This is a genomic window from Atlantibacter hermannii (genome assembly GCF_009907385.1).
GTDB lineage: Bacteria > Pseudomonadota > Gammaproteobacteria > Enterobacterales > Enterobacteriaceae > Atlantibacter > Atlantibacter hermannii_A.
On record NZ_JAAATR010000105.1, the window covers coordinates 87,005 to 113,665 of the forward strand.

23 protein-coding genes are annotated in these 26,661 nt (G+C 57.2%); 7 read left to right on the forward strand and 16 right to left on the reverse strand.

Translation table 11 applies throughout. From position 1 onward, the window contains the following. The first annotated feature begins 38 nt into the window (after nt 1-38). Nucleotides 39-623, forward strand: a complete 585-nt coding sequence (locus tag GV764_RS19815) for an NUDIX hydrolase (RefSeq protein WP_161661597.1) — start codon at nt 39-41, stop codon at nt 621-623. 57 nt (nt 624-680) lie between these two features. Here the strand turns inward: GV764_RS19815 and flhE are convergent, their stop codons facing one another. From flhE to flhB, 3 genes are read right to left on the reverse strand one after another with little or no spacing between them, the layout of a single operon-like run. Then, nucleotides 681-1,073, reverse strand: coding sequence for a flagellar protein FlhE (gene flhE, locus GV764_RS19820; protein ID WP_161661598.1), 393 nt, complete (start codon nt 1,071-1,073; stop codon nt 681-683). Then, nucleotides 1,073-3,151, reverse strand: coding sequence for a flagellar biosynthesis protein FlhA (gene flhA / locus GV764_RS19825; RefSeq protein ID WP_161661599.1), 2,079 nt, complete (start codon nt 3,149-3,151; stop codon nt 1,073-1,075). The genes flhE and flhA overlap by 1 nt, the downstream gene beginning before the upstream one ends. Next, nucleotides 3,144-4,295 (reverse strand): flagellar biosynthesis protein FlhB, encoded by a 1,152-nt coding sequence (flhB, locus tag GV764_RS19830; RefSeq protein WP_161661600.1) that lies wholly within the window; start codon nt 4,293-4,295, stop codon nt 3,144-3,146. The genes flhA and flhB overlap by 8 nt, the downstream gene beginning before the upstream one ends. A gap of 670 nt (nt 4,296-4,965) precedes the next feature. On the opposite strand from flhB, the gene GV764_RS19835 reads away from it, so the two are divergent. The 6 genes from GV764_RS19835 (at nt 4,966) to GV764_RS19860 (ending at nt 11,939) form a co-directional block, all read left to right on the forward strand. Further along, on the forward strand, nt 4,966-5,898 hold the full coding sequence (locus GV764_RS19835; protein WP_476561226.1) for a substrate-binding domain-containing protein: 933 nt from the start codon (nt 4,966-4,968) through the stop codon (nt 5,896-5,898). Between the two features lie 106 nt (nt 5,899-6,004). Further along, nucleotides 6,005-7,486, forward strand: a complete 1,482-nt coding sequence (locus tag GV764_RS19840) for a sugar ABC transporter ATP-binding protein (RefSeq protein WP_161661602.1) — start codon at nt 6,005-6,007, stop codon at nt 7,484-7,486. Further along, entirely contained in the window at nt 7,479-8,459 is a 981-nt protein-coding gene (locus GV764_RS19845) for an ABC transporter permease (protein ID WP_161661603.1), read from the forward strand. Before GV764_RS19840 ends, GV764_RS19845 begins: the two co-directional genes overlap by 8 nt. Continuing rightward, the gene (locus GV764_RS19850) at nt 8,456-9,424 is read left to right on the forward strand and encodes an ABC transporter permease (RefSeq protein ID WP_161661604.1); all 969 of its coding nucleotides are present in this window, start codon (nt 8,456-8,458) and stop codon (nt 9,422-9,424) included. The genes GV764_RS19845 and GV764_RS19850 overlap by 4 nt, the downstream gene beginning before the upstream one ends. A gap of 231 nt (nt 9,425-9,655) precedes the next feature. Continuing rightward, complete coding sequence (gene dgt / locus GV764_RS19855) at nt 9,656-11,182, forward strand: dGTP triphosphohydrolase (RefSeq protein WP_161661605.1); 1,527 nt, start codon at nt 9,656-9,658, stop codon at nt 11,180-11,182. Next, complete coding sequence (locus tag GV764_RS19860) at nt 11,145-11,939, forward strand: hypothetical protein (RefSeq protein WP_161661606.1); 795 nt, start codon at nt 11,145-11,147, stop codon at nt 11,937-11,939. Before dgt ends, GV764_RS19860 begins: the two co-directional genes overlap by 38 nt. Before the next feature lie 33 nt (nt 11,940-11,972). Here the strand turns inward: GV764_RS19860 and cheZ are convergent, their stop codons facing one another. The 13 genes from cheZ to cheA all read right to left on the reverse strand — a co-directional run bounded on the left by cheZ (nt 11,973) and on the right by cheA (nt 26,661). Then, on the reverse strand, nt 11,973-12,617 hold the full coding sequence (gene cheZ / locus GV764_RS19865; protein ID WP_161661607.1) for a protein phosphatase CheZ: 645 nt from the start codon (nt 12,615-12,617) through the stop codon (nt 11,973-11,975). Between the two features lie 10 nt (nt 12,618-12,627). Then, entirely contained in the window at nt 12,628-13,017 is a 390-nt protein-coding gene (gene cheY, locus GV764_RS19870) for a chemotaxis response regulator CheY (RefSeq protein WP_024552273.1), read from the reverse strand. 16 nt (nt 13,018-13,033) lie between these two features. After that, nucleotides 13,034-14,083 carry a protein-glutamate methylesterase/protein-glutamine glutaminase gene (locus GV764_RS19875; protein WP_161661608.1) on the reverse strand — a complete coding sequence of 350 codons (1,050 nt, stop codon included), beginning with the start codon at nt 14,081-14,083 and terminating at the stop codon, nt 13,034-13,036. After that, nucleotides 14,080-14,946, reverse strand: coding sequence for a protein-glutamate O-methyltransferase CheR (gene cheR, locus GV764_RS19880; RefSeq protein WP_161661609.1), 867 nt, complete (start codon nt 14,944-14,946; stop codon nt 14,080-14,082). The genes GV764_RS19875 and cheR overlap by 4 nt, the downstream gene beginning before the upstream one ends. Before the next feature lie 20 nt (nt 14,947-14,966). Further along, nucleotides 14,967-16,571, reverse strand: a complete 1,605-nt coding sequence (locus tag GV764_RS19885; RefSeq protein WP_161661610.1) for a methyl-accepting chemotaxis protein — start codon at nt 16,569-16,571, stop codon at nt 14,967-14,969. A gap of 135 nt (nt 16,572-16,706) precedes the next feature. After that, nucleotides 16,707-18,383, reverse strand: coding sequence for a methyl-accepting chemotaxis protein II (tar, locus tag GV764_RS19890; protein WP_161661612.1), 1,677 nt, complete (start codon nt 18,381-18,383; stop codon nt 16,707-16,709). Nucleotides 18,384-18,481: 98 nt separating this feature from the next. Next, nucleotides 18,482-19,441 (reverse strand): Csu type fimbrial protein, encoded by a 960-nt coding sequence (locus tag GV764_RS19895; protein WP_161661614.1) that lies wholly within the window; start codon nt 19,439-19,441, stop codon nt 18,482-18,484. Further along, complete coding sequence (locus GV764_RS19900) at nt 19,438-21,831, reverse strand: fimbria/pilus outer membrane usher protein (RefSeq protein WP_161661616.1); 2,394 nt, start codon at nt 21,829-21,831, stop codon at nt 19,438-19,440. The genes GV764_RS19895 and GV764_RS19900 overlap by 4 nt, the downstream gene beginning before the upstream one ends. Next, nucleotides 21,807-22,568: a fimbrial biogenesis chaperone gene (locus GV764_RS19905; protein WP_161661618.1), complete on the reverse strand. Its 762-nt coding sequence runs from the start codon at nt 22,566-22,568 to the stop codon at nt 21,807-21,809. Before GV764_RS19905 ends, GV764_RS19900 begins: the two co-directional genes overlap by 25 nt. A 13-nt stretch (nt 22,569-22,581) precedes the next feature. Then, entirely contained in the window at nt 22,582-23,085 is a 504-nt protein-coding gene (locus GV764_RS19910) for a Csu type fimbrial protein (protein WP_161661620.1), read from the reverse strand. Nucleotides 23,086-23,098: 13 nt separating this feature from the next. Further along, on the reverse strand, nt 23,099-23,665 hold the full coding sequence (locus tag GV764_RS19915) for a Csu type fimbrial protein (protein WP_161661622.1): 567 nt from the start codon (nt 23,663-23,665) through the stop codon (nt 23,099-23,101). Nucleotides 23,666-24,117: 452 nt separating this feature from the next. Continuing rightward, nucleotides 24,118-24,621, reverse strand: coding sequence for a chemotaxis protein CheW (gene cheW, locus GV764_RS19920; protein ID WP_125292190.1), 504 nt, complete (start codon nt 24,619-24,621; stop codon nt 24,118-24,120). A 21-nt stretch (nt 24,622-24,642) separates the two neighbouring features. Next, nucleotides 24,643-26,661 carry a chemotaxis protein CheA gene (cheA, locus tag GV764_RS19925; RefSeq protein ID WP_161661725.1) on the reverse strand — a complete coding sequence of 673 codons (2,019 nt, stop codon included), beginning with the start codon at nt 26,659-26,661 and terminating at the stop codon, nt 24,643-24,645.

The following is a 26,661-nucleotide window of genomic DNA, read 5'->3' on the forward strand; positions in this document are numbered from 1 at the left end:
GCGCGTTATCGTGCAACCTTACTGATGGAGGTGGCAAAATGCAATCTGAACCTACGCGAATTCGTCTTCTCGACAGCCAGACGCTATCCGATGACTGGTATGTCCTGAAAAAATACACCTTTGATTTTTTACGCCGGGACGGCAACTGGCAGCGGCAAACGCGCGAAGCCTACGATCGTGGTAACGGGGCGACGGTCCTGCTGTATAACCGTGCGAAGCGCAGCGTGATACTGGTGCGCCAGTTCCGCCTCCCGGCCTTTCTCAACGATCATGACGGGTTCCTGCTGGAAGCAGCCGCCGGGTTGCTGGACAATCTTGACCCTGAGACACGCATCAAAGCGGAAGCGGAAGAAGAAACCGGCTATCGTCTCGACAAGGTTCAGAAAGTGTTCGAGGCGTTTATGAGCCCCGGCTCCGTAACCGAAAAGCTGCACTTTTTTATTGCCGAATACGATGCCAGCCAGTTCGCCAGCACGGGCGGCGGTATTGAAGAGGAAGGTGAAGACGTCGAAACCGTCGAGCTGGGTTTCGATGACGCCTTCACTGCGATTAAGCAGGGAAAAATTGTCGATGCCAAGACCATCATGCTACTGCAATACCTGGCGCTCGAAGGGGTGATGTAACCGACTATCCATTAATTTAATCCGTCACGGCGCAAGGCCTGCGCCGTGACGCTGCCCTCAGCGATAATTCACGATCACCTGATTAGAGCGCACCCGCAACACCGGGAACAGTTTGCCGCCGCCGGGGACCTCCCAGATAAAACGCAGCGGCTCGCTGGCGGCGATGTTATTGAAACCCTGAGTAGTCCCACTCTGCCCCTCAATCGGCACGCAGTGATTAGTACTACACAGCCGCACCTGCAATCCGGCGGGCATCGGGCCCGTCAGTTCATAACGCCAGGCCACCAGCGTCATTATTCCGGATACCGGCTGCGCGGGGGCCAGCGGCGGCGAAGAGACCGCCTGGCCGCGCCAGCCGAGCGTTGCCCCCACGGCGCTGCGTTGCCACGCCCCTTCCGCCGCGTGAGACAGCAGCGGCGCGAGCAGCACTAATCCCGCCAGTACGCGCATTATTTACCTCCGATTATCGCCGTCATGCGGATATTGCGATTTTCCGACAGCTCCATATTAGAGAGCACCACCAGCTGCGACAGGGTGCGGCGCAAAAAGCGCGACAGCAGCGGGCGCAGCGCATGGTTCACCAGCAGCACCGGCGGCGCGCCTAACATTTCCTGACGCTGTAAGGCTTCCTGCGCCTGCTCCAGCAGGCGATCCGCCAGGCCTGGCTCCAGCCCGCCGCCGCCCTGCAGGGCTTGCAGCAGCAGACGCTCCAGCGCGGTGTCCAGACCGATCACCTGCACTTCGCCGGTGCCCGGGAACCACTGCTGGGTGATGGCGCGGCCCAGCGCCACGCGCACCACGGTGGTCAGTTCATGGGGATCGTTCTGCAGCGGCGCGTGCTCCGCCAGGGTTTCAATAATGGTGCGCATATCGCGGATCGGCACTTTTTCCGCCAGCAAACTTTGCAGCACTTTATGCAGCGTAGTCAGTGTGATCACGCCGGGCACTAAATCCTCGGTCAGCTTCGGCATATCCTGGGTGACGCGATCGAGAAGCTGTTGCGCTTCCTGACGGCCAAACAGCTCCGGCGCGTACTGGCCGATAAGATGATTGAGATGGGTCGCCACCACAGTACTGGCTTCCACCACGGTAAAGCCCTGAATTTGCGCCTGCTCTTTCAGGGCGCTTTCAATCCAGATCGCCGCCAGGCCAAAGGCCGGGTCGATGGTTTGTTCGCCCGGCAGCGTGCCTGCGGCGGTGCCGGGATTAATCGCCAGCCAGCGGCCCGGATAGGCGTCGCCGCTGCCAATTTCTACCCCTTTCATCAGAATACGATAGCGCGCCGGGGGAAGATCCATATTGTCGCGGATGTGCACCACCGGCGGCAGGAAGCCCATATCCTGGGCAAATTTCTTACGAATACTGCGGATGCGGCCCAACAGTTCGCCGTCCTGCTGGAAATCCACCATGGGGATCAGTCGGTAGCCCACTTCCATGCCCAGCGGATCTTCCAGTTGAACGTCGCTCCAGGTGGCTTCCACCGCCTGGGGGTTCTCAGGCTGCTTGACCTGCTGCGGCGCGGGGGCTTCTGCGGTCTCTCTTCCGCGCATCCACCAGGCCAGGGCCAACAGCGCCACGGTAAACAGCAGGAACACCAGATTGGGCATCCCCGGCACCAGGCCCAACAGCCCAAGCACGGCGGCGCTGAGCAGCATCACGCGCGGATTGCTGAACAGCTGGCCGACCATCTGCTCGCCGACGTCCTGCTCGGTGCTGACGCGGGTAACGATGACGCCTGCGGCGGTCGAAATCACCAGCGCCGGGATCTGCGCCACCAGGCCGTCGCCGATGGTCAGCAGGGTGTAGCTTTCCGCCGCCTGCGACATCGGCATTCCGTGCTGGATCACGCCCACCAGCAGGCCGCCGACGATGTTGATAACCATGATCAACAGCCCCGCCACGGCGTCACCGCGCACAAATTTACTGGCACCGTCCATGGAGCCGTAGAAATCGGCTTCCTGGGTTACTTCGGAACGGCGCTTTTTGGCTTCGTCTTCGCCGATAATCCCGGCGTTGAGGTCGGCATCGATCGCCATCTGTTTGCCCGGCATACCGTCGAGTACGAAACGCGCGCCCACTTCCGCGATACGCCCGGCACCCTTGGTGATCACCATAAAGTTGATGATCACCAGGATGATAAACACCACGATGCCCACCGCGAAGTTACCGCCCACCAGAAAGTGACCGAAGGCCTCGACGACTTTACCCGCCGCCGCGCCGCCGGTATGGCCTTCCATCAGGATGATACGCGTGGAGGCGATGTTGAGCGCCAGGCGCAGCAAGGTGGTAAACAGCAGGATCGTCGGGAATGCCGCGAACTCCAGGGTGCGCTGAGTGAACATCGCCACCAACAGCACCATGATGGACAGCGCAATATTGAAGGTAAACAACAGGTCGAGGACGAAAGCCGGTAGCGGCAATACCATCATCGACAGGATCAGCATGATCAGTACCGGTCCGGCCAGGATCTGCCACTGGGTTGTTTTCAAATTGCTGGGCAGGCGCAGCATCGCCACCAGATTAGCCATCGGTGTCCTTCTCATTCATAAAGTCCAGCGCCTCAGGCACCGGTAAGTTTTGCGGTTTCTTGGGGATCAATCCGCCAGCCAGTCGCCAGCGTTTCAGTTGCCATACCCAGGCCAGCACTTCCGCCACGGCGGCGTACAACTGGCCGGGGATCTGCTGGCCGATTTCGGCATGGCGCCAGAGCGCACGCGCCAGCGGCGGGGCTTCCAGCATCGGGATGCGGTGTTCATTGCCAATTTCGCGGATGCGTAACGCCACCAGGCCCGCGCCCTTCGCCAGCACTTTTGGCGCGCTCATTTTGTTTTCGTCGTACTTGAGCGCCACGGCGTAATGGGTCGGGTTGGTGACGATCACGTCGGCTTTGGGCACGTCGGCCATCATGCGGCGACGCGCGGCGGCGCGCTGCTGCTGGCGGATGCGCCCTTTTACATGCGGGTCGCCTTCCTGATCTTTAAATTCGTCGCGGATATCCTGACGGGTCATGCGCAGTTTTTTGATGTGGCTGTAGATTTGCCAGAACACGTCAAAGCCAACCATTGGGATCAGGCCCAACACGATCAGCAGGCCGCACAATGCCACCAGATTCAGGGAGTTGCCCAGCGCGGCGATGGGCGCTTCGCTGACCAGCCGCAGCATCTCGGGCCAGTTGTGCATCAGATACCAGGCCGTGACGCTGCCCACCAGCGTGGCTTTCAGCACCGCCTTGACCAACTCGGCCAGCGCCTGAGCGGAGAACAGCCGTTTGATCCCGGCGATGGGGTTGAGTTTGCCCGGGTTAAACGCCAGGGATTTGGCGCTGAACAACACGCCGCCTAACAGCATCGGGGCGGCCATCGCCACCAGCACCAGGCCCACCAGCAGCGGCAACAGGGCCAGCATGGCCTGTTTAATCAGGCTGCTGATTTGGCTAACGATAAGGCCAGGGTCATTGATGATACTGTGGTCGAAATGCAGGCCTGCGGTGAGCATCGCCGCCAGTTTGCGGGCCACGGGCTCTCCGCCAATCCACAGAATGCTGATCCCCACCAGCAACATCAGCAGCGAGGTCAGTTCACGGGAACGGGGGATCTGCCCCTCTTCACGCGCCTTATCAAGCCGGTGGGGTGTGGGGGCCTCTGTTTTTTCCTGGTCGCTATCTTCAGCCACAATGGAGATTCCGTAATGTCATATCGCCATTATGCGTAATAACGCCCGAATTCAATCGCCGGAAAAGCGGAGGGAAACGCGAGGAATTCTGGATGTAAATTAAGTCACGCGCGACGGCAGACTGCTGCAACCGGGATAAAAAGCAGCATTGCTGCCATAACAGTCCTGTCCATATCCCTGACACGAGAAAATTGTACACGCGTCACGTTTATTTAACTTTTTTACAGGTAGTGTTTGTGAAAGCGATTCCACAACCCCCAGATTTAACAGGTTTACAGCCGATCCAAAGCACATTATCTGCAACAGGTTGCAACATTTGCCCTACCAAATGTGATCATCTTCTCAAAACAATTTTGCAACCGTTTTATCCATAACTATGACCATAAAACACATAACTTTTTCATTCTGTAACTCCTACAGTCGTTAAGTCGCCTAAGAAGTGTCTTAAGGGAATGCATGAGTAACAGGGATACTCTCATCCGGCAGTTAATTTCCACTACACGCCTTGAATTTGTGAAGGGCTCATTTCGGCTTTACATCACATAACAGCGACTTACCCCGGTAACAACGTGTTTGCACCATTAACCCTATAACTTATGTCACCAGTCAGAGGTGTTCGATGAGTAAGATGAATTTAAAACAATTATTATCCGCCAGCGTGCTCGGCTTAATGGTTTGCGCCACTTCCGCGATGGCGAAAGAGGTGGAAGTCGTCAATATCTCCAAAATCGCCGGTATGCCGTGGTTTAACCGTATGGGCGAAGGCGTCACCAACGCCGGGAAAGATTTAGGCATCAACGCTTATCAGGTTGGCCCTTCCAGTACCGACGCCCCGCAGCAGGTTAAAATTATTGAAGACCTGATTGCCAAAAAAGTCTCCGCCATCACTATCGTCCCGAACGACGCCAATGTGCTGGAACCGGTATTCAAGAAAGCGCGCGATCAGGGCATCGTGGTGCTGACCAACGAATCGCCGGGGCAGCCGTCCGCTAACTGGGACGTCGAAATCATCGATAACGAAAAATTCGCGGCCGATAACGTAGAGGAAATGGCGAAGGCCATGGGCGGCAAAGGCGGCTATGTGATTTACGTTGGCGGCCTGACCGTGCCTCAACATAACCTGTGGGCTGACCTGTTCGTGAAATACCAGAAAGAACATTATCCGGAGATGCATGAAGTCACCACCCGCATGCCGGTGGCGGAAAACATCGATGACGCCCGTCGCACCACGCTTGATCTGATGAAAGCGCACGCTGACCTGAAAGGGGTGATCTCCTTCGGTTCTCAGGGTCCCATCGGCGCCGGTCGTGCGGTGAAAGAGAAACGCGCGCGCGGCAAAGTGTTCGTATTCGGCATGATGATCCCGTCACAGGCGGCATCGTTGATCAAGAGCGGCGATATCACCATGGGCGTAACCTATGATCCGGCTACCGCAGGCTATGCGCTGACGGCGGTGGCGGATAAGGTCATCAAAGGCGAAGAGATCAAACAAAGTCTGGATATCCCGAAACTGGGCAAAGCCGACGTGGATACCGATAAACGCATCATTAAATTCCATAACGTCCTGCGCGTTACCAATGACAATATCGATAGCCTCTATTAATCAAGGCGTTGCTCCGGCGCGCGGTTCACCCACGCGCCGGAGCCGATTATTTGCTTGTTCGCCGGTCGCTCTCACGCCCGGCGATAATTGTCTCTGTGAGGTGGTCATGAAGCCTTTTATTTCGCTGGCCAACATCAGCAAAACGTTTTACGGCGTTAAAGCGCTGGATAACGTCGCGCTGACCCTGTTGCCCGGAGAAGTGCATTGTCTGGCCGGACAAAACGGCTGCGGTAAATCGACCCTGATTAAAATCATTTCCGGCGTGTATCAGCCCGACCCCGGCGCGCAGATCGAGATTGACGGCGCGCCGGTTTCTCGCCTCTCGCCTGTCGATTCGGTCAAAGCGGGCATTCAGGTGATTTATCAGGATCTGTCGCTGTTCCCTAACCTGACGGTGGCCGAAAACATCGCCATTCATCAGTACCATACAAAGTCCTGGGTGAATCAGCGCGAAATCCGCGAGATTGCCGAAACGACGCTGCAAAGCATCGGCGCAACGCTGGATCTCGATGCAACAGTAGAATCCCTGCCCATCGCGCAACGCCAGATTGTCGCCATCTGTCGGGCGCTGGCGCAGGATGCCAGATTAATCATTATGGATGAGCCCACCGCCTCGCTGACTATGCAGGAAGTGAAAGGCTTGCTTAAGGTGGTTAACGATCTGAAACAGCGCCAGATTTGTGTGGTGTTCGTGAGCCACCGCCTGGTCGAGGTGATGGCGATTTCCGATCGCATCACGGTACTGAAAGACGGCAAGCTCATCGGCACCTATCCGGCGGCGGAAGTCGATAATAAAAAGCTCGCGTTTCTGATGACCGGGCTGGCGTTCTCTTACCAGTGCCTGACGCCACGGGAGCAGCTCGGCGACGTGGCGCTGGAGGTCAAACATTTAAGCCGCGAAGACGAGTATTACGACGTCTCACTGCGGGTGCATAAAGGCGAAATCGTGGCCATCACCGGGCTGTTGGGCGCAGGGCGTACTGAACTGTGCCTGAGCCTGTTTGGTCTGACGCGCCCGGATCGCGGTGAAATCCTGATCGACGGCCAGCCGGTAAACTTTAAAAGCAACCGCGACGCCATCGATGCGGGGATCGGTTACGTTTCTGAAGACCGCATGGGCACCGGCCTGGTAATGGCGCAATCGATCAACGACAACATTATCTCAACCGTGCTGTCGCGGCTGAAAACCGCGTGGCGGCTGCTGGACCGTCGTCAATCCGATGCGGTGGTAGAGGATTTGGTCAAGCAACTGACCATAAAAATCGGCAGCGTTCATCATCCGGTCAATACCCTGTCCGGCGGCAACGCCCAGCGCGTCGCTATTGCAAAATGGCTGGCGATCAAACCAAAAGTGTTAATTCTCGACTCCCCCACCGTCGGCGTGGATATTGCCAACAAAGCGGGGATTTATCAGATTATCAATGCGCTTGCGCAGCACGGCATTGCAGTGCTGATGGTGACCGATGAGATCGACGAGGCGTTTTTTAACAGTCATCGCATCCTGGTGATGCGTAAAGGGGAAATGACGGCGGAGTTTTGGCCTTCAAAAACCACGGAAGCCGAGCTGGCAGAGGTCGTCAATGGTTAATAAATTTGGCATAAAAAAGCATGAACTCTTTTTGGGGATCACCATCCTCATCATTGGCGGCTACCTGACGTTTGCCAGCCCCGATTTTATGACACTGGGTAACATCTACGATTTAATTAACAACTACGCCATGCTGACGATTCTGGCGTGCGGTCTGTTTATCGTATTGATTTCCGGCGGGATCGATATCTCCTTCCCCGCCATGACCATTATTTCGCAGTACGTAATGGTGACGCTGATCCAGAACACCACCGGCAACTTCGCCCTCGCCTTCGCGCTCAGCGGCGGCATTGGGCTGCTGCTGGGGGTGGTGAACGCCATTCTGGTGAACCGGCTGAGCGTCCCGTCGATCATCATCACCATTTCTACCCTGAATATTTTCTATGGCCTGCTGCTGTATCTCACCAAAGGAGTCTGGTTGTACAGCTACCCTGAATGGTTTGAACAGGGCGTGATGCTGTTTAAATTCACCGCCGCCGACGGCTACGACTATGGCCTGAGCCTGCAAATTCTGACGCTGATCGTGGTGGTGGCGCTCACCGGCATCATCATGAACAAAACCAGTATCGGGCGCATGATTTACGCCATGGGCGGCAACCGGGAAGCCGCTTCGCGCATGGGGTTCGGCATCTTTAAACTGCAGTTGTTCGTGTATGGCTATATGGGGTTGATGTCCGGCGTCGCGGGCGTGGTGCAGTCCGCCACGGTGCTGACCGTCGCGCCCGACTCGCTGCTGGGCTACGAACTGACGGTGCTGGCCGGCGTGGTACTGGGCGGCACCAGTATCATTGGCGGGCGCGGCACGCTGCTCGGCACGCTGTTGGGGGTGATCCTGCTGGCGGTGTTGCAGAACGGCCTCAATTTGCTTGGGATCTCGTCTTACTGGCACACGGTGGTCACCGGTCTGGTGATAGTGATCAGTATCAGCACCACCGCGTGGGGCCAACGTAAAACCCAGGGAGTCGCGCTATGAGCAATCGTAAAATCAAAGATAACGTTGAAATCTATCTGAGCGTGCTGATTGGCGTTACCGTCGTGGCGTTCAGCTTCCTGATCCCCAATGTGTTCTGGTCAGCGGCCAACTTTCAGTCCATCGCCTCACAGATGCCCATCCTCGGCGTGCTGGCGCTGGCGATGGCGGTCACCATGCTGACCGGCGGGATTAACCTGTCGATTATCGCCACCATGAACGCCTGCGCGCTGATTATGGCGTGGGTGGCGACGCACTACCCGCCGGGGGCGTTTGCCGTGGTGCTGGTTTTACTCGCCGGTTTTGCCACCGCGTTGGCCATCGGGTTTATCAACGGCATGCTGATTGCGGTAGTACGGGTCTCGCCGATCCTGGCGACGCTGGGGATCATGACGTTGTTAAACGGGATCAACATCGTGATTTCCCGCGGGTCGTCAATCACCCATTTCCCGGACTATATCTTGTCGATCAACAGTTCCAGCGTGTTGGGTATCCCCATGCCGCTGCTGGTGTTTATAGTCGTGGCCATTGTGATGTGGATCATTCTGGAAAAATCCGCATTCGGCCGCACTATCTACCTGATTGGCTCGAACGAGCAGGCCAGCCACTATTCAGGAATTAACACCCGCAAGACGCTGATAGGGGTGTATATCCTGTCATCGGTGCTGTGTGTGATCGCCGGGCTGCTGATGATGTCAAAACTTAACTCCGCCAAAGCCTCGTATGGCGAGTCCTATCTGCTGGTATCGATTCTGGCGGCGGTACTGGGCGGGATTAACCCGGATGGCGGATTCGGTAAGGTATTTGGCATGGTGATGGCGCTGATCCTGCTGCAAATGCTGGAGAGCGGCCTGAATATTCTCGGCGTGAGCAGTTACATCACTATGGCCCTGTGGGGCGGGCTGCTGCTGGCGTTTATCTTTTTGAAAGGCGTGAATGTTTCGCGGTTATTTGGGCAGCTTCGTTAACAATTAAGGCCGCTGTCGATTGGCGGCCTTACATTCTGTATCAGTACGCCCGTTTTCATTGTCTCGTTTCGCTACCTGAGCAGGACTTCTCCTTGCATACAAAGCATTTTCATCGCTTTGCATGTATTTTGCGAGCCTTCCCCAAAGAAATAAAAAGTATTATTGGATTCATATTTCACAATTGCGAAAGCTGTTAATCTGGCGAAAACAGAGAATACGGAGACAATGCCAATGGAATGGGAGCAGTTGCTTAATAGTCGTCGTCGTAAAGATAAAAAGTCCGTACACTTACAGCATGGAATCACCGCACGCGACCAGCCTCAGAAAACCGAGTGGCGACAAGAAATTGAACGAGACTTCGACCGCATATTATTTGCGGCGCCAACACGTCGCCTCGCCGACAAAACGCAGGTATTTCCTTTAGACTGCAATGACAGCGTCCGCACACGCCTGACCCATTCTCATGAAGTGGCAAACTTTGCCCGGGGAATTGGGATGCGCTTAGCCTTTGATTATAAAGAAACCCTCTTTGGCTCCTTGTGCGACACCCGGATTAAACGTGATGTGCCTGCACTTTTAGCGGCTATCGGTTTGGCTCACGATCTTGGTAATCCCCCTTTTGGTCATCAAGGGGAAGCCGCCATGAGAGCCTGGTTCACCCGTAATTTGGCCGCAATCGTTGAACAAGAAAGCCAACAAACGCCACAAGGTATTTATAAGGATTTTTACCACTTTGACGGTAACTCTCAAACTCTCCGTCTGGTGACCAAGCTCCAGATCCTTAACGACGATTTCGGTCTCAATCTTACCTATGCCACGCTTGCGGCGTTAATAAAATATCCGCGTAATGCTTATTCATACGGCGATAGTCACTGGAAAAAGCATGGCTACTTCTATTCTGAAGAAAAGGTCGTGAAAGAAATATGGCGCGAAACCGGGCTTAAAGAAAACCTTCGTCATCCCTTTACTTACATTATGGAAGCCTGTGATGACATCGCGTATTCCATCCTGGATGCGGAAGATACAGTTAAAAAGTCGCTGGCCTCGTATCAGGATCTGATTAACCATTTACGTTGCTGGAAAAAACCCGACGATCCCGTTATTCAACACGTCATAAAAGAAACGGAAGAAAAAAACAGTGAATACGATACATTACGCCAGGCGCTGTCACCTGCCGAGCTTAATGATATGAGTATGCAAATGTTCCGCGTGAAATGTTCCATCGCCATGGTCAACAGTGTCGTCGATGCTTTTCTTGAACATCACTCGTTAATGCTGCAACCGGATTGCAAAATTAACGATCTGATCGGCGTCAGCAGGGCGGCTGAATTATGTGAAGCGCTAAAAGACTTCGACAGAACGCGCGGCTATCGACACCGCTCGGTTCTCGAACTGGAATTAAAAGGCTCTAACGCTATTCAGGGTCTCATGGATATGCTGTGGGTCGGCATTCATGGTCATAAAACTGCCCAGGAACGCGATCGGGAAAAAGCGTTAAGCAAAGCAGACCCGGCTTTTGAACCACGCGAGGAGTATCTTTCCAACTCCCCGTTTGGCCGCTACGCCTACGGTCGTATTTCAGAAAATTACCGCCGCATTTTTGAGGATGACAAAAACGATCTCCCTCAGCTTTACAAAGAGGCGCAGCTGCTTTCAGATGCGATATCGGGCATGACAGACAGCTATTTGATCACCCTTCATGATGAGCTAAAATCGCTGTATGAATATGAAAGTCGCCTCTCGCCACGACCTGCTTAAACGTCGACTTGACGCTTTTTTTACGTCATGTGACGAACGCAAAGCAGCCAGAGAGTTAATTGTTTCTTTGGCGCAAGGTTCTCACGCCTGGATTTTTGGCGGAATGATTCGCGACATTGGGCTATTCGGACGTAAAGGTTTTCGCTCAGACATTGACGTCGTAGTCGATGCCGATCGTCATGAACTCACGGCACGCCTTGCACAGTCACCCATCCAACAATGCCAGATGAATAAGCTCGGCGGCATCCGATTTCGTTATCAAAACATCGACTTTGATATCTGGTGCCTTGCCGATACCTGGGCGTTCAAACAAAAGATTATCCCCTTTGAAGATGCGCACAGCCTGTTAAAGACAACGCTAATGACCTGGGATGCCATTCTTTATAATGTTCAGCGTAAGGAAGTCATTAGTCCGGAAAATTATCTTGATGATTTGATCGAAAAACGTCTGGAGCTGGTGCTCGAATACACACCTAATGAAATCGGTGCGCTGGTTAAAATTCTCCGTACCATTTATGGCAAACAGGTGGATAAAATTGGGCCGAAGCTGTGTCAGTTCCTGGTTGAGACGCTGGTCAATTACCGGAGCGATATGCTGATGCGCTACGAATTAGCGCACTATCGGACGCCGGTTATCAACGGATTAAAACTGGCAAAACTTCATGCGGCATTAGCGCATAATCAACCAAATGAGGACTTAACGCTGCATTTACGCCAGCAGCCTCACCAGTTCCCGCTTCATTTCAACAGGGGTTAACAGCCACTCTGCTTCACAGAGTGGCTTTACGTGTTAAAACCCTAAACTATCCAGCAAATCGTCAACCTGGTCCTGGCTCGCCACCACGCCCGCTTTGGTGGTATCCACCTGCGGACCGTTGAGCAGGCTGTCGTTCTCGCGTTTAGCGCGCGTTCCCGGCTCCGGCATGTTTTCCAGCAGCACCATCAGCAGCTGCCGTTCAATTTCCTGAATCACGTCCATCATGCGCTTGATCACCTGGCCGGTGAGATCCTGGAAGTCCTGGGCCATCATGATTTCCAGCAGTTGGGCGTTGGTGTAGCTGGTATGGCCCGGCACCTCTGACAGATACTGACGGGTATCGGTAACGAGCTCGCGGGCGTCGCTCAGTTCAATCGGGTTTTCAAACCAGGCATCCCAGCGTTTGCTCAACGCTTTCGCGCCCTTCTCGAGCTCTTCCTGATGCGGCTGGGAAGCCTCAACGCTGTTTAACGCGCGTTCCGCCGCCTGGGCGGTCATTTGCACCACATAGTCAAGGCGGTCACGGGCATCCGGGATCGCCTCTGCGGCTTCGGCTATCGCCTGGTCCAGCCCCAGCTCGCGCAGGCTGTCACGCAGCATACGCGTTAAGCTGCCGATGCGGGCGATAATATCGGCGGCGGAATGTTCTTCGCTGGGTTTTATTGCAGGTTGCATCATCAGGAGCTCCTTACATTCCGAGTTTCTCGAAGATTTTGTTCAGTTTCTCTTCCAGAGTCGCCGCCGTGAACGGTTTCACCACATAGCCGCTGGCCCCCGCCTGCGCTGCGGCGATGATGTTTTCTTTCTTGGCTTCCGCCGTCACCATCAGCACCGGCATTGCCGCCATCGCGCCGTCGGCGCGGATGGTTTTCAGCAATTCCAGGCCATCCATGTTCGGCATGTTCCAGTCGGAAATCACGAAACCAAACCCGCCGGCCTGCAGTTTATTCAGCGCGTCAACGCCGTCTTCCGCTTCTTCTACGTTATTGAAGCCCAGTTCTTTCAGCAAGTTACGCACAATGCGTCGCATGGTGGAAAAGTCATCCACAACCAGAAACTTCAGCTCTTTATCCGCCATCAAAAACACTCCTTAATTAAATACGTATTGCCTGTCCGGCACTGATTTTCGCCAGCATCTGCTGGCTGACCTGGCTTAGATCGACGACTTCGCTGACGCCACCCATATTGATGGCCTCACGCGGCATGCCGAACACCACACAACTCGCTTCGTTCTGGGCGATGTTCCAGGCGCCCGCCTGATGCATCGCCAGCATGCCCGCCGCCCCGTCGTTGCCCATCCCGGTGAGGATCACCCCCACCGCGTTGCGCCCCGCATGTTTAGCGACGGAATGAAACAGCACATCCACGGCGGGACGATGGCGGTTCACCGCCGGGCCGTCGTGAATTTTGATTTGATAGTTCGCCCCGCTGCGCGACAACTCCATATGCCGGTCGCCCGGCGCGATATAGGCATGGCCCGGCAGTACGCGCTCGCCGTCCTCGGCTTCCTTAACGCTGATTTGACACAGCTTATTCAGGCGCTCAGCGAAGGAGCGGGTAAACCCTGGCGGCATATGCTGAGTAATCAGCACCGCCGGGCAAGAGAGCGGCAGCGGTTGCAGCACGTGGCGGATCGCCTCGGTGCCGCCGGTGGACGCGCCAATGACGATCAGCTTCTCCGAGCTGAGCATCGGGCCGGCCTTCAGCGTTGCGGGAACCGCCTGCTGGGCGCGGGTCGCGACTTTTGCGCGCGCTGCGGTGCGCACTTTTTCGGCGATCATTTCGCTGTACGCCAGCATCCCTTCACGAATGCCAAGCTGCGGTTTGGTGACGAAGTCTACCGCGCCCAACTCCAGCGCGCGCAGCGTCACTTCCGAGCCTTTACCGGTCAGGGAAGAGACCATCACCACCGGCATCGGCCGCAGGCGCATCAGTTTTTCCAGAAAATCCAGCCCATCCATACGCGGCATTTCCACATCCAGCGTCAGCACGTCCGGGTTGAATTTTTTAATTAAATCCCGGGCCACTAACGGGTCGGGCGCCGTCGCCACCATTTCCATATCGCTGTGACTGTTGATGATTTCCGTCATGATTTGACGCATCAGCGCCGAGTCATCTACAGACAGCACCTTGATTTTACTCATTGTCTTTCCTTACTCAGCGCGTAAACCGTCTGACCACGGAGCCAGAAATCGCGGCTGAGATTACTGAAATTCTCTGAATGCCCGGCGAACAATAATCCCCCCGGTTTGAGTAACGGCACAAAACGCTTGAGGATCTCCTGCTGTGTTTCTTTATCAAAGTAAATCATCACGTTGCGGCAAAAGATGGCGTCAAACGGGCCGGGTACGTTGTACTGCTTATCCAACAGATTCAGCGCCGCGAACTGGACGGCGTTGCCGAGTTCGCTGCGCACGCGCACCAGCCCCTCATGAGGACCCGTGCCGCGCATAAAGTAGCGTTGCAACTGCTGCGGAGAGAGGGTCTTAAGCTCTTCCTGACGGTAGATTGCGCTCTGCGCCTTTTGCAGCACTTCGGTGTCGATATCGCTGGCAAACACGTTGAAACGGCCCGGGGCGATGCCCAGCGCGTCAGCAAGCGTGATGGCGATAGAGTAAGGCTCCTCCCCCGTCGAGGCGGCGGCGCTCCATACCCGGTACTCCCCGCTGCGTTTGCGCGCATGGTCGGCCAGCACCGGAAAGTGGTGGGCCTCGCGGAAAAACGCCGTCAGGTTGGTGGTTAATGAGTTAACAAAAGCCTGCCATTCTGCGCTGTTCGGGTTCGCTTCCAGCATACTCAGATAGCGACCAAAATCGTCGAGACCCAGGGTGCGTAACCGGCGGACCAGCCGGTTATAAACCATGTCCCTTTTATGCTCAGCCAATACAATCCCGGCGCGCTGATAAATCAGTTGGCATATCCGACGGAAATGCGCGTCGGATAGCGCGAGGCGCTGGGTCATCTGAAACAGTAATGACGTTTGCCCATTGGGCAGTGATGATGTCATAGCGCCTTCTTTACATGGATTCAGGTTAAAACCGGCACCCGTTGCGGGGTGACTGCCACTTCATTGTCCTCCCGGACAATACTTTCAAGATTAAATGCCGATACCAGCGTGGTGAGACGCTCGGCCTGACCGGACAGCGAATCGGTCGCGGCGGCGGCTTCTTCGACTAACGCGGCGTTTTGCTGCGTCACCTGATCCATTTGGCTTACCGCCTGGGCAACCTGCTCAATGCCGCGGCGCTGCTCATCGGAAGCCGAGGCGATCTCCCCCATAATGTCGTTGACCTGGGTAACGGAACGAACAATTTCCGACATGGTATTGGCGGCGGTATCCACCAGTTGCGATCCCTGCTGCACCCGGGAAACCGACTCGTCGATCAACACCTTAATTTCTTTCGCCGCCTGGGCGCTGCGGCTGGCGAGGTTACGGACTTCCCCGGCGACCACCGCGAATCCCCGTCCCTGCTCCCCGGCGCGGGCCGCTTCTACCGCCGCGTTCAATGCCAGGATATTGGTCTGGAAGGCGATACCGTCGATCACGCTGGTGATGTCGCTGATTTTCTGCGAGCTCACCTCAATGCCGCGCATGGTGCTGGCAACATTGGCCGCCTGATCGCCGCCCCGCTGGGCGGTTTGCGCCGCGTCGCGCGCCAGCTGCGAGGCCTGACGCGCGTTGTCAGCGTTCTGGCCGACAGTGGCGGTCAGTTGCTCCATACTGGCGGCAGTTTCCGCCAGCGACGCCGCCTGCTGCTCGGTACGCGCCGACAGATCGTTATTCCCGGCGGCAATTTCGCCGATGCCGGTATGCATTTCGTGGCTGCCCTGGCGCACCTGCCCCAGGGTGTCGCGCAGGCGGGTTTGCATCGACTTCAGGGTGGCGAAAATCAGCGAAATCTCGTTGCGGCCATACACCTCAATGGTGCGCGCCAGATTGCCTTCGGCGATGCTGTCGAAATGGCTGCGCACGATGGCCAGCGGGGTGACGACCATGTTTCGTACCCACCACAGCGAGCCCAGCAGCAGCACCAGCGCCGATATTGTCCCAATGGCGAAAATCAGCCCGGAGATCCGCAGGTTTAGCTGGCTGTCTTCGCTCGCCTGGCGAACAAACAGGCTGATATGCTGCTGCCATGCGTCAAAATTGGCGTCAAACGCCTTTTGCGACTGCTGCGCCGGGGCGGTCAGGAAATCAGAAAGCTGGTTGCTTTCCAGCCAGGTCGCCTGATGCTCAATGTCATCCCGCCAGGTTTTAAAGGTCTGCGCTGTCAAGGCTTTCATCGCCTCGCCGTCTGCCGTCAGGGCGTCGATCGCCATAAACTGCTCAAACAGCGCGTCCCCCTGTTTAAGGCTGGTGCGCGCGGCGGTCATTAGCGCTTTGATCTCCTCCGGCGGATAGCTCAGCGCCGTCAGGGTGCCCGCGCGGTTCAGCGCGGTGCCCGCTTCCAGCAGCGTCGCGCGGGTCTGTGTCAGGGTGTCGCGCTGGTGATTGCTGGCCTCCACCATTTTCAGGTTCTGGTTGTCATCACGAAACGCCCAGAATGACAGGCCGTTACTGCTGATCTGCAATATTCCGCAGAGGATCATCAGTAACATCAAACTGGTCGAGATACGGATACGGTTAAACATTCACTCTCCCACATGGCAACATTGCCGATTCAATCCCGTCATACTTCAAGTTGCCGCATTGTTGGGTATGCTCCCCCGTTCCTGGTCCCTTCTCCCTGTCGCCCATACAACCGCTCAAACTACTCAGGGTGGTTATTAAAATGTTTCCCAGTTGTCGTCCTGGCCGCCTGCGAGAGCCTTACGAGGGGTAAGCGCGGGTGCGCCGCCTCGGGGGGGCTCGTCGCGAACCGCGTGCGAGTCCTGGTGTGTTGTTGGTTGTGTGTGTAAACGAAAAGCGGAAACGGCCTGAGTCAACAGACTGGCCTGTTCTTCCAGCGCCACGGCGGCGGCGGCGGATTGCTCCACCAGCGAGGCGTTCTGCTGGGTGACGCGGTCCATCTCGGAAACCGCCAGCGCCACCTGGTCGATGCCGCGGCTCTGTTCATCCGACGCCGAGGCGATTTCGCCCATGATGTCGGTGACCCGGGTTACGGCATTGACGATGTCCTGCATGGTGTCGCCCGCGCTTTCCACCAGCACCGAGCCGGTATCCACGCGCGCCACGGAATCTTCAATCAACGCTTTGATCTCTTTCGCCGCCTGGGCGCTGCGGCTGGCGAGGTTACGGACTTCCCCGGCGACCACCGCGAATCCCCGTCCCTGCTCCCCGGCGCGGGCCGCTTCTACGGCGGCGTTCAGCGCCAGAATATTGGTCTGGAAGGCGATGCCGTCGATCACGCTGGTGATGTCGGCGATTTTCTTCGAGCTGGCGGCAATGTCGTGCATGGTATTGACCACGCCGTCCACCACTTTGCCGCCGCGCCCGGCGGTTTCTGAGGCGCTCTGCGCCAGCAGCGACGCCTGACGGGCATTCTCGGCGTTCTGTTTCACCGTGGCGGTCAGTTGTTCCATACTGGCGGCGGTTTCTTCCAGCGAGGCCGCCTGCTGCTCGGTGCGCGAAGAGAGGTCGTTATTCCCGGCGGCGATTTCGCTGGTGCCGGTATAGATGGCGTCAGAGCCTTCGCGCACGCTGGTCACGGTGTCGATCAGTTCCTGCTGCATATGCTGGACGCTGTCGGCCAGCGCGGTGATTTCGTTGCGCCCGGCGATGGCGAGTTTCGGGGTTAAATCGCCGCTGGCGATTTTACGGATATGGCCTATCACCTGGCTTAGCGGGTTCAGCAAGGCGCTTCGGATCCCGAACCACACCAGCACCATCACCACCAGCAGGGCGATGCCCAGCGCGCCCAGTTGCCACAGCGCCAGACGATAATCCGCTTTGCTGGTTTCAAACGCAGCCTGGTAGAGTTCGATGTTCAGCGCTTCGTACGTTTTAATGGCTTTATCGAGCGCGTTTTGTTTTCCCTGGGTGGCCTGGGCGAAATAGGCGTCCAGATTGCCGGTTTCAAGAAATTGCACCAGTTCGCTCAGCGCGCTGTCATATTCCCGGTAGGCTTTTTCCACTTCCGCGATGGCCTGGATCATTGCCGGTAAGGTGACGTGGCTTTGCTGAAAGGCGGCAAAATGCTCCTGAGCGCTTTTCAGCGAGGCTTTGGCGCTGTTGAGTAAATCAGTTTTTGCGCTGCTTTGTTCGATTGTCGGCGTCATTAACATGCGCGCCGAGGAGCGGCTCAGGTTGATGCGGGTTTGCAGCATCATCTCCCACGCCTCGTTTAACTCCCCTTGCTGAACCCGCAGTTCATGCGAGGTGCCGAACGTCTCCTGGCTGTCTTTCACCGAGGTGAAGAACAGGCCGCCGGAAATCAGTTGCAGCAAGGCAAACACCACCAAAACAACCATTAACAGAGTGACGACGCGAATACGGTTCAGCATACAGATAACGCCTTCTAAGCAGGTCTACTGTCGCTGTTATCGGCACGTAACGAAGGAACTTTATTGCCCGGCCGCAATTTGCCACAGCTCGGAGGAGCTTAAAAAGCGATATCCACCACCAGCGTATCGCTGTAGTTTCCGGCTGGCGGCGTGTTCTGGGTGGCGAGGATCCGGGCGGTGTAGTTATAGGTGCGCAATAGCCCGTCGGTGCTCAGTTGCGACGAATCCGCGCTGGCCCAGCGCTCCGTCCCTGAGACGCCCCAGCGGTTAATGCTGCTGCCCTTGAATATTTCATAGCTCAGCCGGTTCGCGCCGCTGGCCATATTGCGCACGTTGCCGCTGGGGTAAAGGCCGTTATTAATGCCCACGGTATAGACGCTGCCTTTGGTACAGGTAATTGAAATACCTTGCGAAACTGGCGCAAAATCCTTGACCAGCGGCGCGCTGTTGAAATTGATCGTGGGCGCGGCGATGGCGATGCAGTCGTTGGTCACGGAGAGCGTGATTTGGGTGGTGATATCCACCGTGCCGGTTTGCAACGACAGGCAGACCGCCACGCCCACCGCGCAGATATTAAAGTTCACCCGCAGCGTCAGGTTGACCTGCCACAGCCCGGCGCTGACGTTTTGCCCGTTAAGCGTACGAATAAACAGCGGAAAATTGTAAGTCTGGCTGTTCAGCAGGCCCAGTAACACGCCTGCGTTAAAACGATAGTTGCCGCTCACCGGGATTTCACTGCCCGCCGGGCAGCCGGACTGGACGCACAGCTGAATGGGGATCACATCGGTAGATGCAGGATTGGTGGTATTGCGTAACGCCGCGCGGGTGCCGGCGCTGGAAGTGGCATTCAGCAGCGTAATGGTCACGTTATCGTTATTCAACAGGTTCAGCACTTTGTCACAGTTGAGCGTCACCACCGAAGTAGTGTTAAGCACGGTGCTGTTAACGGTAAATGAGGTTTGAGTACCGAACGCGGCGTTGTTATTAGAGACACGACAGTCCGCCTGCGCCGCGACGCTGCCCGCCAGCAGGATGATAAATAGCAGCAGGCGCATCATGGCGCGAGCCCTTTACAGATAATCGGCCCCTCAGTTTCCAGCCGGTGGCTACGCGGCTTATCCAGCACGAGCGTGGCGCTACAGCGTCTGCCGTCAGGCAACGCCACCTCGAACGAGTTGTATTCACCAACGTTTTCAAGAAACGCCAGGCCGTCATAACCGACCGGCGCCGGCGGCTGGCCCCGGCGCAGGATTTGGCTGGAAACCGGGATCGCCTCGTTGTTTTCATCATGCAGGATCACGTTCACCACCCGCTCCTGTTCCATCGGAAATTCCACCAGATAACCGCTATTGCGCCGCAGCGCCAGCCGCCGGTCGGTCTCTTTTATTCGGGTGTCGGCGGGCAGATCCAGCGTATCAATGCTGTAATTCGCCGGGTAATACGCGGTAACGCCGCTGATCAGCAGATAACCGTCGCCATCGGTTTTCCCGACCGGCTGATTTTCAAAGTTGACGGTGATATCCGGCTGGCCGTCGGTGCTGATCACCGCGAAAGCGTCGTTGATTTGATTGGCGGCGAACAGTTTGTTATCCATCATCACCAGCGCGCCGCGCAGTTCGCCCCAGCTGGTGTAGCTCTCGCGATCGCCGTAGATGCCGCCCTGGGCTTCCAGTTTATTATTGCGCCAGCCGAGCGTCGCCTGCTGGTAGTCCGGGTCCCGCGACTGGCGGGCATAGGCCAGGTTATAGCTAAATCCGCCGTCGCTGGGCATCGCGCGATTGTAGTTCACTCGCTGGGTGCTGCCGCCGTCGGGCGTCGATTCCACGCTGAGCGCGGCGCTGTGCAGCCTGCCGAGCGGGATCTGCAACGACATCGCCAGCGACCAGCCATCCCGGGCCGGGTCATGGCTGGCGGAGAGATACAGGCTGCTGTTGGCCCAGATATTTTTGCTCCAGAACAGGTTCACCAGCCGGGTGTGCTTATCATCAAAACTTTCGATATCCAGCCAGGCCGCGCCCAGGTTGCCAAACTCTCCCATGTTGTAAGACAGGGAATACTGCGCGCTGCTGCGGCTTAAGCTGGCGATGGGCTGATTATCTTCCGCCACCGGCGCGGGCCGATCGTACAGCGCCAGGTTGCTGAAGCCCTGGCTGCGGCGGGTATGTTGGGTGGCGAGATTGAAGCGGCTGGCGCTGTACTGATAGCCCCAGTTGATCTGTTCCCCCGCGCGTCCCCGCACCCGGCTGTGGGTCCATGCGCCGTTCACCACCCCAAACTGTCCGATTTTAACCAGCGAACCGACGCCGCCGAGCGCCAGCGACTCGGCAGCTTCGAGATGGGTTTCCGCCGTCCAGTAATCGGTGACGCCGTGACGCCAGCTACCGCTGCCGACCACCGGACCATAGTCAAAATTCTTGATCCCGTAATTGCGCCGCAGCGCGCCGAGGGTCAGCGCCCCGTCGTTCAATCCGGCCTGAAGCAGTTCGCTCGCCACGTAAAACGGCAGGGTAGTGGAAACCTGTCTGCCCAGGGCATCGGTCGTCACCACCACCGCATCCCCCGCGCCGTTGACATAGGGCAAATTGGTAAGGGTAAACGGCCCCGGCTCCAGCTGGCTGGAGCCGGTACGGTAACCGTTGATAAATAAATCGACGCTGGTCGGGACGGCGGCCTCGCCGGAAAACACCGGCACGGGCCAGGTCACCAGATCCGGGCGCAGCGAGAAATCGCGCCCCACGGTGATCCCGCCGACGCGCACGCTGTTGCTCCAGCTCAGCCCATCGCTGATCACATCCCCCAGCGACCAGGTGATGGCGCTGGATTCCTGGTTGATGCTGTAAGTGGTGTCGTAGCGCGTGTACCCTTGCGGCTGGCCGTCAGCGCCGCCCAGATTCTGGCGCACGGTGCCGGTGGAAGAGAGTGAACCGCTATCGTTGAAGAAGCGCAACTCGTGCCACAGCGACGCCTGACGCGTGCCGCCTTCGGTACTGTTAGCGTAAAAATCATAATTGAGCAGCGCGCCCTGCCCGCTGCGCGCCACCACGCGCGGATTGCCGTTGCCAAAGGTGACTTCCCGTTCCGGCACCCACGCTTTCGGCACCGTCAGCAGCAGCTTTTGGTTAACGCTGTCGTAGCGATGCTCTACCTCCGGCAGGCTGGCGAGAGCGATATCGCCCTGCGGCAGTTTATCCACCGGAATGCCGCCGCGTTGCAGATCGGCGCTCGACGCCCACAGGCCGCCGTCCCGCCGCTGCACCGGGATCACCAGCCCGGTTTCGTAATGGTTCACCACCAGCGCCAGATGGTAAACGCCCTGTTGATTGATAGCCTGCGCATCGGGCGGCGGCGGCAGCAGATCGTCATCCTGCTGCGCGCGCCCGGTTGCGGAACAGAAACAGAGCATCAGCATCAGGCTGGTCCGGCCTAACGCTGCGCCGGTGCACGCCATACGCTCTCCCTGGCGTTAACGGAGGCAGAAAGCTGGGTCGGATTCGTCATGCCGGACGGCAGCGGCCAGCTACGCGAACTGCCGGGAAGCACATAGCCCAACAATCCCTGCGCCAGGGTGCGGCGGGAGCCGCCTTGCTGGATTGTCACCTCGCTCAGGCGCACGTGGATGTTGTCATTATTCGTGACCTGAATCGCCGGTTTGCCGTTGTGATTGACCACCTGCCAGCGCAGCTGCCGGGTCGAAACCAGCGCGTGGTGGGTTCCTTCTCGCTGCACCTTGATCCCCTGCCCGTAAACGAACAGCGGGATGGAATAGCGCATCTGCAATTTCAAACCCATCTGCGGTTTTTGCAGGCTTTCCGGCTGGGGAATTTCATCAACCACGATGCGGTATGCCTGTTCGACGTTGGCGGGGACCGCACCCTGTTTAATCAGGCGGATCAGCTGTTTTTTATGGCCGTCGATGCGCACGATCGGCGGGCTGGCGACCACCTCCTGCTGGGCGCTGTAGCGTTCGCTGCCGCCCTCCTGTTTCCAGCGGATGATCCGCACCTGCATGGTGGTCGGCTGGCTGCCCTGATTCTGGATCCACAGCTCCGCCGCGCCGTCATCGGGCTTAAGCACCGGATCGACAGGCCAAATCAGGATATTGCTGGCCGCCCGCGCGGCGTCAAAAAAGGGGCTGAAAAACAATACGATTGCGACAGCCCCTGGCAACAAACGCCTGTGTCTCATTCTGTTTTCCTTATTACCATGACAGGGTCACCGTTAACTGGTCACTGTAGGTTCCCGCCGGGCTCATGCCGGTAAGCTGCGCGGCGGCAAAGACAGGCAGTGTGATGTTATTGCTGTTGGAGTAGCTCACCGTCACGGCCTGGTTGACGCCGATTTCGCTGTTAGCGGCAAGGGACGCGGCGCTGTACAGCCGGTACGGCACCCGCTCCGTGCCGTTGGCGCGCTGTAAATTGCGCACCGAGCCGTAATGCTGCCCGCCGTCGATAGCCATACTCAGCGTCACCCCTGGAGTACACGCCAGATTCAGCGCGGTATTGGGCACAAAACCGGCGGTGACGCGTCGATTATCCACCCCGCTGTGCGAACCAAAATCCAGCGTACCGAACACGCCGCCTGCGCCGCTGGTGACCGAGCAGCCAGCGGCAATCGTCGCGTTAACCTGAAAGGACTGGGTGGTGACGGCGCCGCCCGGCAGCGTGATAAGCAAACCGATCACCGGCGCAACGCGGTGTAACACCCGCAGCGCCTCGTTAATACACCACGCTGACGTTAATGGTGTCGGTATAGGTGCCGGGGATCACGGTGACGCTGTTGCCGCCGCCCTGGATCCGGCCATACAGGGTGTAGTTATCGACGCCGCCGATGGTGGAAGCGATGGGGATCGGCGCGTTGTCGTCGATTTCATTATTGAAAGCGCTGTCGCTGAACAGGCTGTAGGCGACGCCCTGGGTGGCGTCGGCGGCGTTAACCAGATAGCGCCCCGGCGTGCCCGGGGTGCCGACGACGCGGGTGGGCGCGCCGTTATTGCTGCTGGTGACCTGAACGGTATAGTCGGCGGTGGTGCACTGGATGCCGAAGCTGTTGCCGCCGCCTGCGCCTGCTAATTGAGTGGTCAGGGTATCGAAAGTGGCGGGAGAGGTGCCGAAATCCAGGACGCCAAAGTTGATCCCATCCTGGCTGGGCGATCCGTTAATTAAACAACCATTAGTGAGCGTTAAGGTTGCGCCGATGGTGCCGCTACTGGTTACTGCATAACTGGGGAGTGTCGCCACGCTGAGCCCCACGCCCAGCATTACGGTTAGCAGATTTATTTTCATTAAATTTCTCCGTCACCTTATGCCTTAAAGCCCTGCCACAGCGGTAATTTCAGGCTTTACTCAGGCGGTTATTCAGAAATTTAGTTTAAGGTTTCGGATACATCCAGAAATATTCTGATATCTCAACCGGATGGCGTATTGACAAATTTAAAGATTAACAATCATTAAGTTACAAACCCTTCATCAACGGGTGAATGTAAATTTTGCAGAATATATTGTTTGTTTTGTGATTCTATTCACAAGCCCGGCTACGGGTGGGGAAGAACGGTTAAGCGGCGCGGACGTGATGCCCCGGCGGCATGTCACGCGGTTCGGCAGAGAGAAGCTGCCGCTCATCGATTATCTGAAAGCAGGCGCAAACTTCGCCCCGACAGAGGTAAACGAAAAGCGGGTAAAAGAAAGCAAGGGATAAAAAAGCCCGGCAGGTTGCGCCTGCCGGGCTTTATGATGCATTACGCCACGCGCGCGGCGGCGCTGTCCAGCAGCGCCATCTCTTCGCTGTTGAGCAGTTTTTCAATGTTCACCAGGATCAGCATCCGGTCGCCCACCGCGCCGAGGCCGGTCAGGTATTCGGTAGACAGCGTCACGGCGAATTCCGGCGCCGGGCGGATCTGATCGTTGGTCAGGGACAGCACGTCAGACACGCCGTCCACCACGATCCCCACCACGCGCTGGCCCAGGTTCAGCACGATCACCACGGTGTTATCGTTGTAATCCACATCTTCCTGATTAAATTTGATGCGTAAGTCGACAATCGGCACAATCACGCCGCGCAGGTTGGTCACGCCCTTGATGAACGACGGGGTGTTGGCGATACGGGTCACCTGATCGTAACCGCGGATCTCCTGCACTTTCAGAATGTCGATGCCGTACTCTTCATCCCCGAGGGTGAAGACCAGAAATTCCTGGCCAGACGGCTCTCCGGCCAGCTTGGTTACATTACTCATACCGGTCATTTGCATATTTTCCTAAGCTCATCAGGCGGCTGTCTGCGCCATACGTTGTTCACGGTTAATACTTTGCAGCGCGGATACGTCCACGATCAGCGCCACGCTTCCATCGCCCAGAATGGTGGCGGCGGAAATGCCCGGCACCTTGCGATAGTTGCTCTCAAGGTTTTTCACCACCACCTGGTGTTGACCAATTAACTGATCGACCAGCAGCGCATAACGGCGGTTAGCGCTTTGCAGGATCACCACGATGCCCTGGGTAGCCTGCGTTTTCGCGCCTTCGACATCGAACACTTTCCACAATTCCACCAGCGGCAGGTATTCGCCGCGCACTTCCAGTACGCGCTCGCCGCCTGCCAGCGGGTGCAAATCTTCTTCGCGCGGCTGCAGGGATTCCATTACCGCGTTGAGCGGCAGAATGAACACTTCTTCGTTCACTTTCACCGACATGCCGTCAAGGATGGCAAGGGTCAGCGGCAGCAGAATGCGAATGGTGGTGCCCACGCCCTGTTTAGACTGGATTTCAACATGGCCGCCCATCTCCTGGATGTTCCGTTTCACCACGTCCATACCCACGCCGCGTCCGGAGACATCGGTCACCACTTCGGCGGTGGAGAAGCCCGGCGCGAAAATCAACATGCCGACTTCATCATCGGTCATGTTTTCGCTCACCGGCAGCCCCTGAGACAGGGCTTTCGCCAGGATGCGCGCGCGGTTCAGCCCTGCGCCGTCGTCAGTCACTTCAATACAGATATTGCCGCCCTGATGCTCGGCGGAGAGGATCAGGTTGCCTACCGGAGATTTGCCTGCCGCGACGCGGTCTTCCGGCATTTCAATACCGTGGTCAAGGCTGTTGCGCACCAGGTGCGTCAGCGGATCGATAATGCGCTCAATCAGGCTTTTATCCAGTTCGGTTGAGCTGCCCTGGAGCGTGAGTTCAATCTGCTTGCCGAGCTTACCCGCCAGGTCGCGCACCAGGCGCGGGAAGCGGCTGAAGACGTATTCCATCGGCATCATGCGGATCGACATCACCGACTCTTGCAGATCGCGGGCGTTGCGCTCCAGCTGGCTCATGCTGGTGATCAGATCGCCATGGGTAACCGGATCCAGCTCGTTAGAGCGCTGGGCCAGCATCGACTGGGTGATCACCAGTTCGCCCACCAGGTTGATCAGCTGGTCGACTTTCTCGACCGCCACGCGAATGCTGGTGTTTTCACGCTCGCGGGTCGCCGGCTTCTGCTCGCGTTCCGCGCGGGCAGGTGCGGCGGCCACGGGGGCGGCCGGTACGGCAACGGGCGCGGGTTTCGCTTCTTCAACCACCGGCACAGGCGCGGCCTCTGCAGGCTGCGACGCAGCATCGCCCGGCGTGGAAAATGCAATCTGTTCCGGTTCGACCACAAAACACAATACCGCGCTGATGTCATCCGCGCTGACGCTGGTTTCCAGCGTCGCGCTCAGGGTATTTTCGCCCTGCACCACGTCGCTGAGGTCGCCCAGGTTGGCGAGTTCTTCCTGCAACAGCGCCACTTCGCTGGCTTTTAAGCCGCTCAGGGTGATGCGCAGTTTGCCGTCGGCGACGGCGGGCGCAGTGGCAGGCGCAGCCGCTTGCGGTTCCGGGGTCACCAGCGCCAGCGATGCCGGTTGCGCGCTGGCTTCGCCCTTCGCTTCCAGCGCAAGCTGGCGCAGCGCCTGGCAGATGTATTCGAAGCTGGCAGCGTCCGGCTCTTCTGAACTTTTATACGCGTCGAGCTGTTCCTGCATAATATCTTTGGTTTCCAAAAACAGGTTGATAATGTCGGTGTTGAGTTGCATTTCACCGCGCCGGGCTTCATCAAGCAGGTTTTCCATCAGATGCGTGGTTTCCTGCAACACGCTAAATCCAAATGTGCCGGCACCGCCTTTTATGGAGTGGGCAGCACGGAAAATGGCATTCAGTTGCTCTGAATCCGGCGCTTCGGGCGCCAATGAGAGCAGATGCTGCTCCATATCCGCTAACAGTTCGTCAGCCTCATCAAAAAACGTTTGATAAAAATCGCTGATATCCAT

Excerpts from the sequence above, each read along its gene's own strand:
- GV764_RS19815 (WP_161661597.1), top strand. The coding sequence starts at position 39 with ATGCAATCTGAACCTACGCGAATTCGTCTTCTCGACAGCCAGACGCTA.
- flhE (WP_161661598.1), bottom strand. The coding sequence starts at position 1,073 with ATGCGCGTACTGGCGGGATTAGTGCTGCTCGCGCCGCTGCTGTCTCAC.
- flhA (WP_161661599.1), bottom strand. The coding sequence starts at position 3,151 with ATGGCTAATCTGGTGGCGATGCTGCGCCTGCCCAGCAATTTGAAAACA.
- GV764_RS19835 (WP_476561226.1), top strand. The coding sequence starts at position 4,966 with ATGGTTTGCGCCACTTCCGCGATGGCGAAAGAGGTGGAAGTCGTCAAT.
- GV764_RS19840 (WP_161661602.1), top strand. The coding sequence starts at position 6,005 with ATGAAGCCTTTTATTTCGCTGGCCAACATCAGCAAAACGTTTTACGGC.
- GV764_RS19845 (WP_161661603.1), top strand. The coding sequence starts at position 7,479 with ATGGTTAATAAATTTGGCATAAAAAAGCATGAACTCTTTTTGGGGATC.
- GV764_RS19850 (WP_161661604.1), top strand. The coding sequence starts at position 8,456 with ATGAGCAATCGTAAAATCAAAGATAACGTTGAAATCTATCTGAGCGTG.
- dgt (WP_161661605.1), top strand. The coding sequence starts at position 9,656 with ATGGAATGGGAGCAGTTGCTTAATAGTCGTCGTCGTAAAGATAAAAAG.
- GV764_RS19860 (WP_161661606.1), top strand. The coding sequence starts at position 11,145 with ATGAATATGAAAGTCGCCTCTCGCCACGACCTGCTTAAACGTCGACTT.
- cheZ (WP_161661607.1), bottom strand. The coding sequence starts at position 12,617 with ATGATGCAACCTGCAATAAAACCCAGCGAAGAACATTCCGCCGCCGAT.
- cheY (WP_024552273.1), bottom strand. The coding sequence starts at position 13,017 with ATGGCGGATAAAGAGCTGAAGTTTCTGGTTGTGGATGACTTTTCCACC.
- GV764_RS19875 (WP_161661608.1), bottom strand. The coding sequence starts at position 14,083 with ATGAGTAAAATCAAGGTGCTGTCTGTAGATGACTCGGCGCTGATGCGT.
- cheR (WP_161661609.1), bottom strand. The coding sequence starts at position 14,946 with ATGACATCATCACTGCCCAATGGGCAAACGTCATTACTGTTTCAGATG.
- GV764_RS19885 (WP_161661610.1), bottom strand. The coding sequence starts at position 16,571 with ATGTTTAACCGTATCCGTATCTCGACCAGTTTGATGTTACTGATGATC.
- tar (WP_161661612.1), bottom strand. The coding sequence starts at position 18,383 with ATGCTGAACCGTATTCGCGTCGTCACTCTGTTAATGGTTGTTTTGGTG.
- GV764_RS19895 (WP_161661614.1), bottom strand. The coding sequence starts at position 19,441 with ATGATGCGCCTGCTGCTATTTATCATCCTGCTGGCGGGCAGCGTCGCG.
- GV764_RS19900 (WP_161661616.1), bottom strand. The coding sequence starts at position 21,831 with ATGGCGTGCACCGGCGCAGCGTTAGGCCGGACCAGCCTGATGCTGATG.
- GV764_RS19905 (WP_161661618.1), bottom strand. The coding sequence starts at position 22,568 with ATGAGACACAGGCGTTTGTTGCCAGGGGCTGTCGCAATCGTATTGTTT.
- GV764_RS19915 (WP_161661622.1), bottom strand. The coding sequence starts at position 23,665 with ATGAAAATAAATCTGCTAACCGTAATGCTGGGCGTGGGGCTCAGCGTG.
- cheW (WP_125292190.1), bottom strand. The coding sequence starts at position 24,621 with ATGACCGGTATGAGTAATGTAACCAAGCTGGCCGGAGAGCCGTCTGGC.
- cheA (WP_161661725.1), bottom strand. The coding sequence starts at position 26,661 with ATGGATATCAGCGATTTTTATCAAACGTTTTTTGATGAGGCTGACGAA.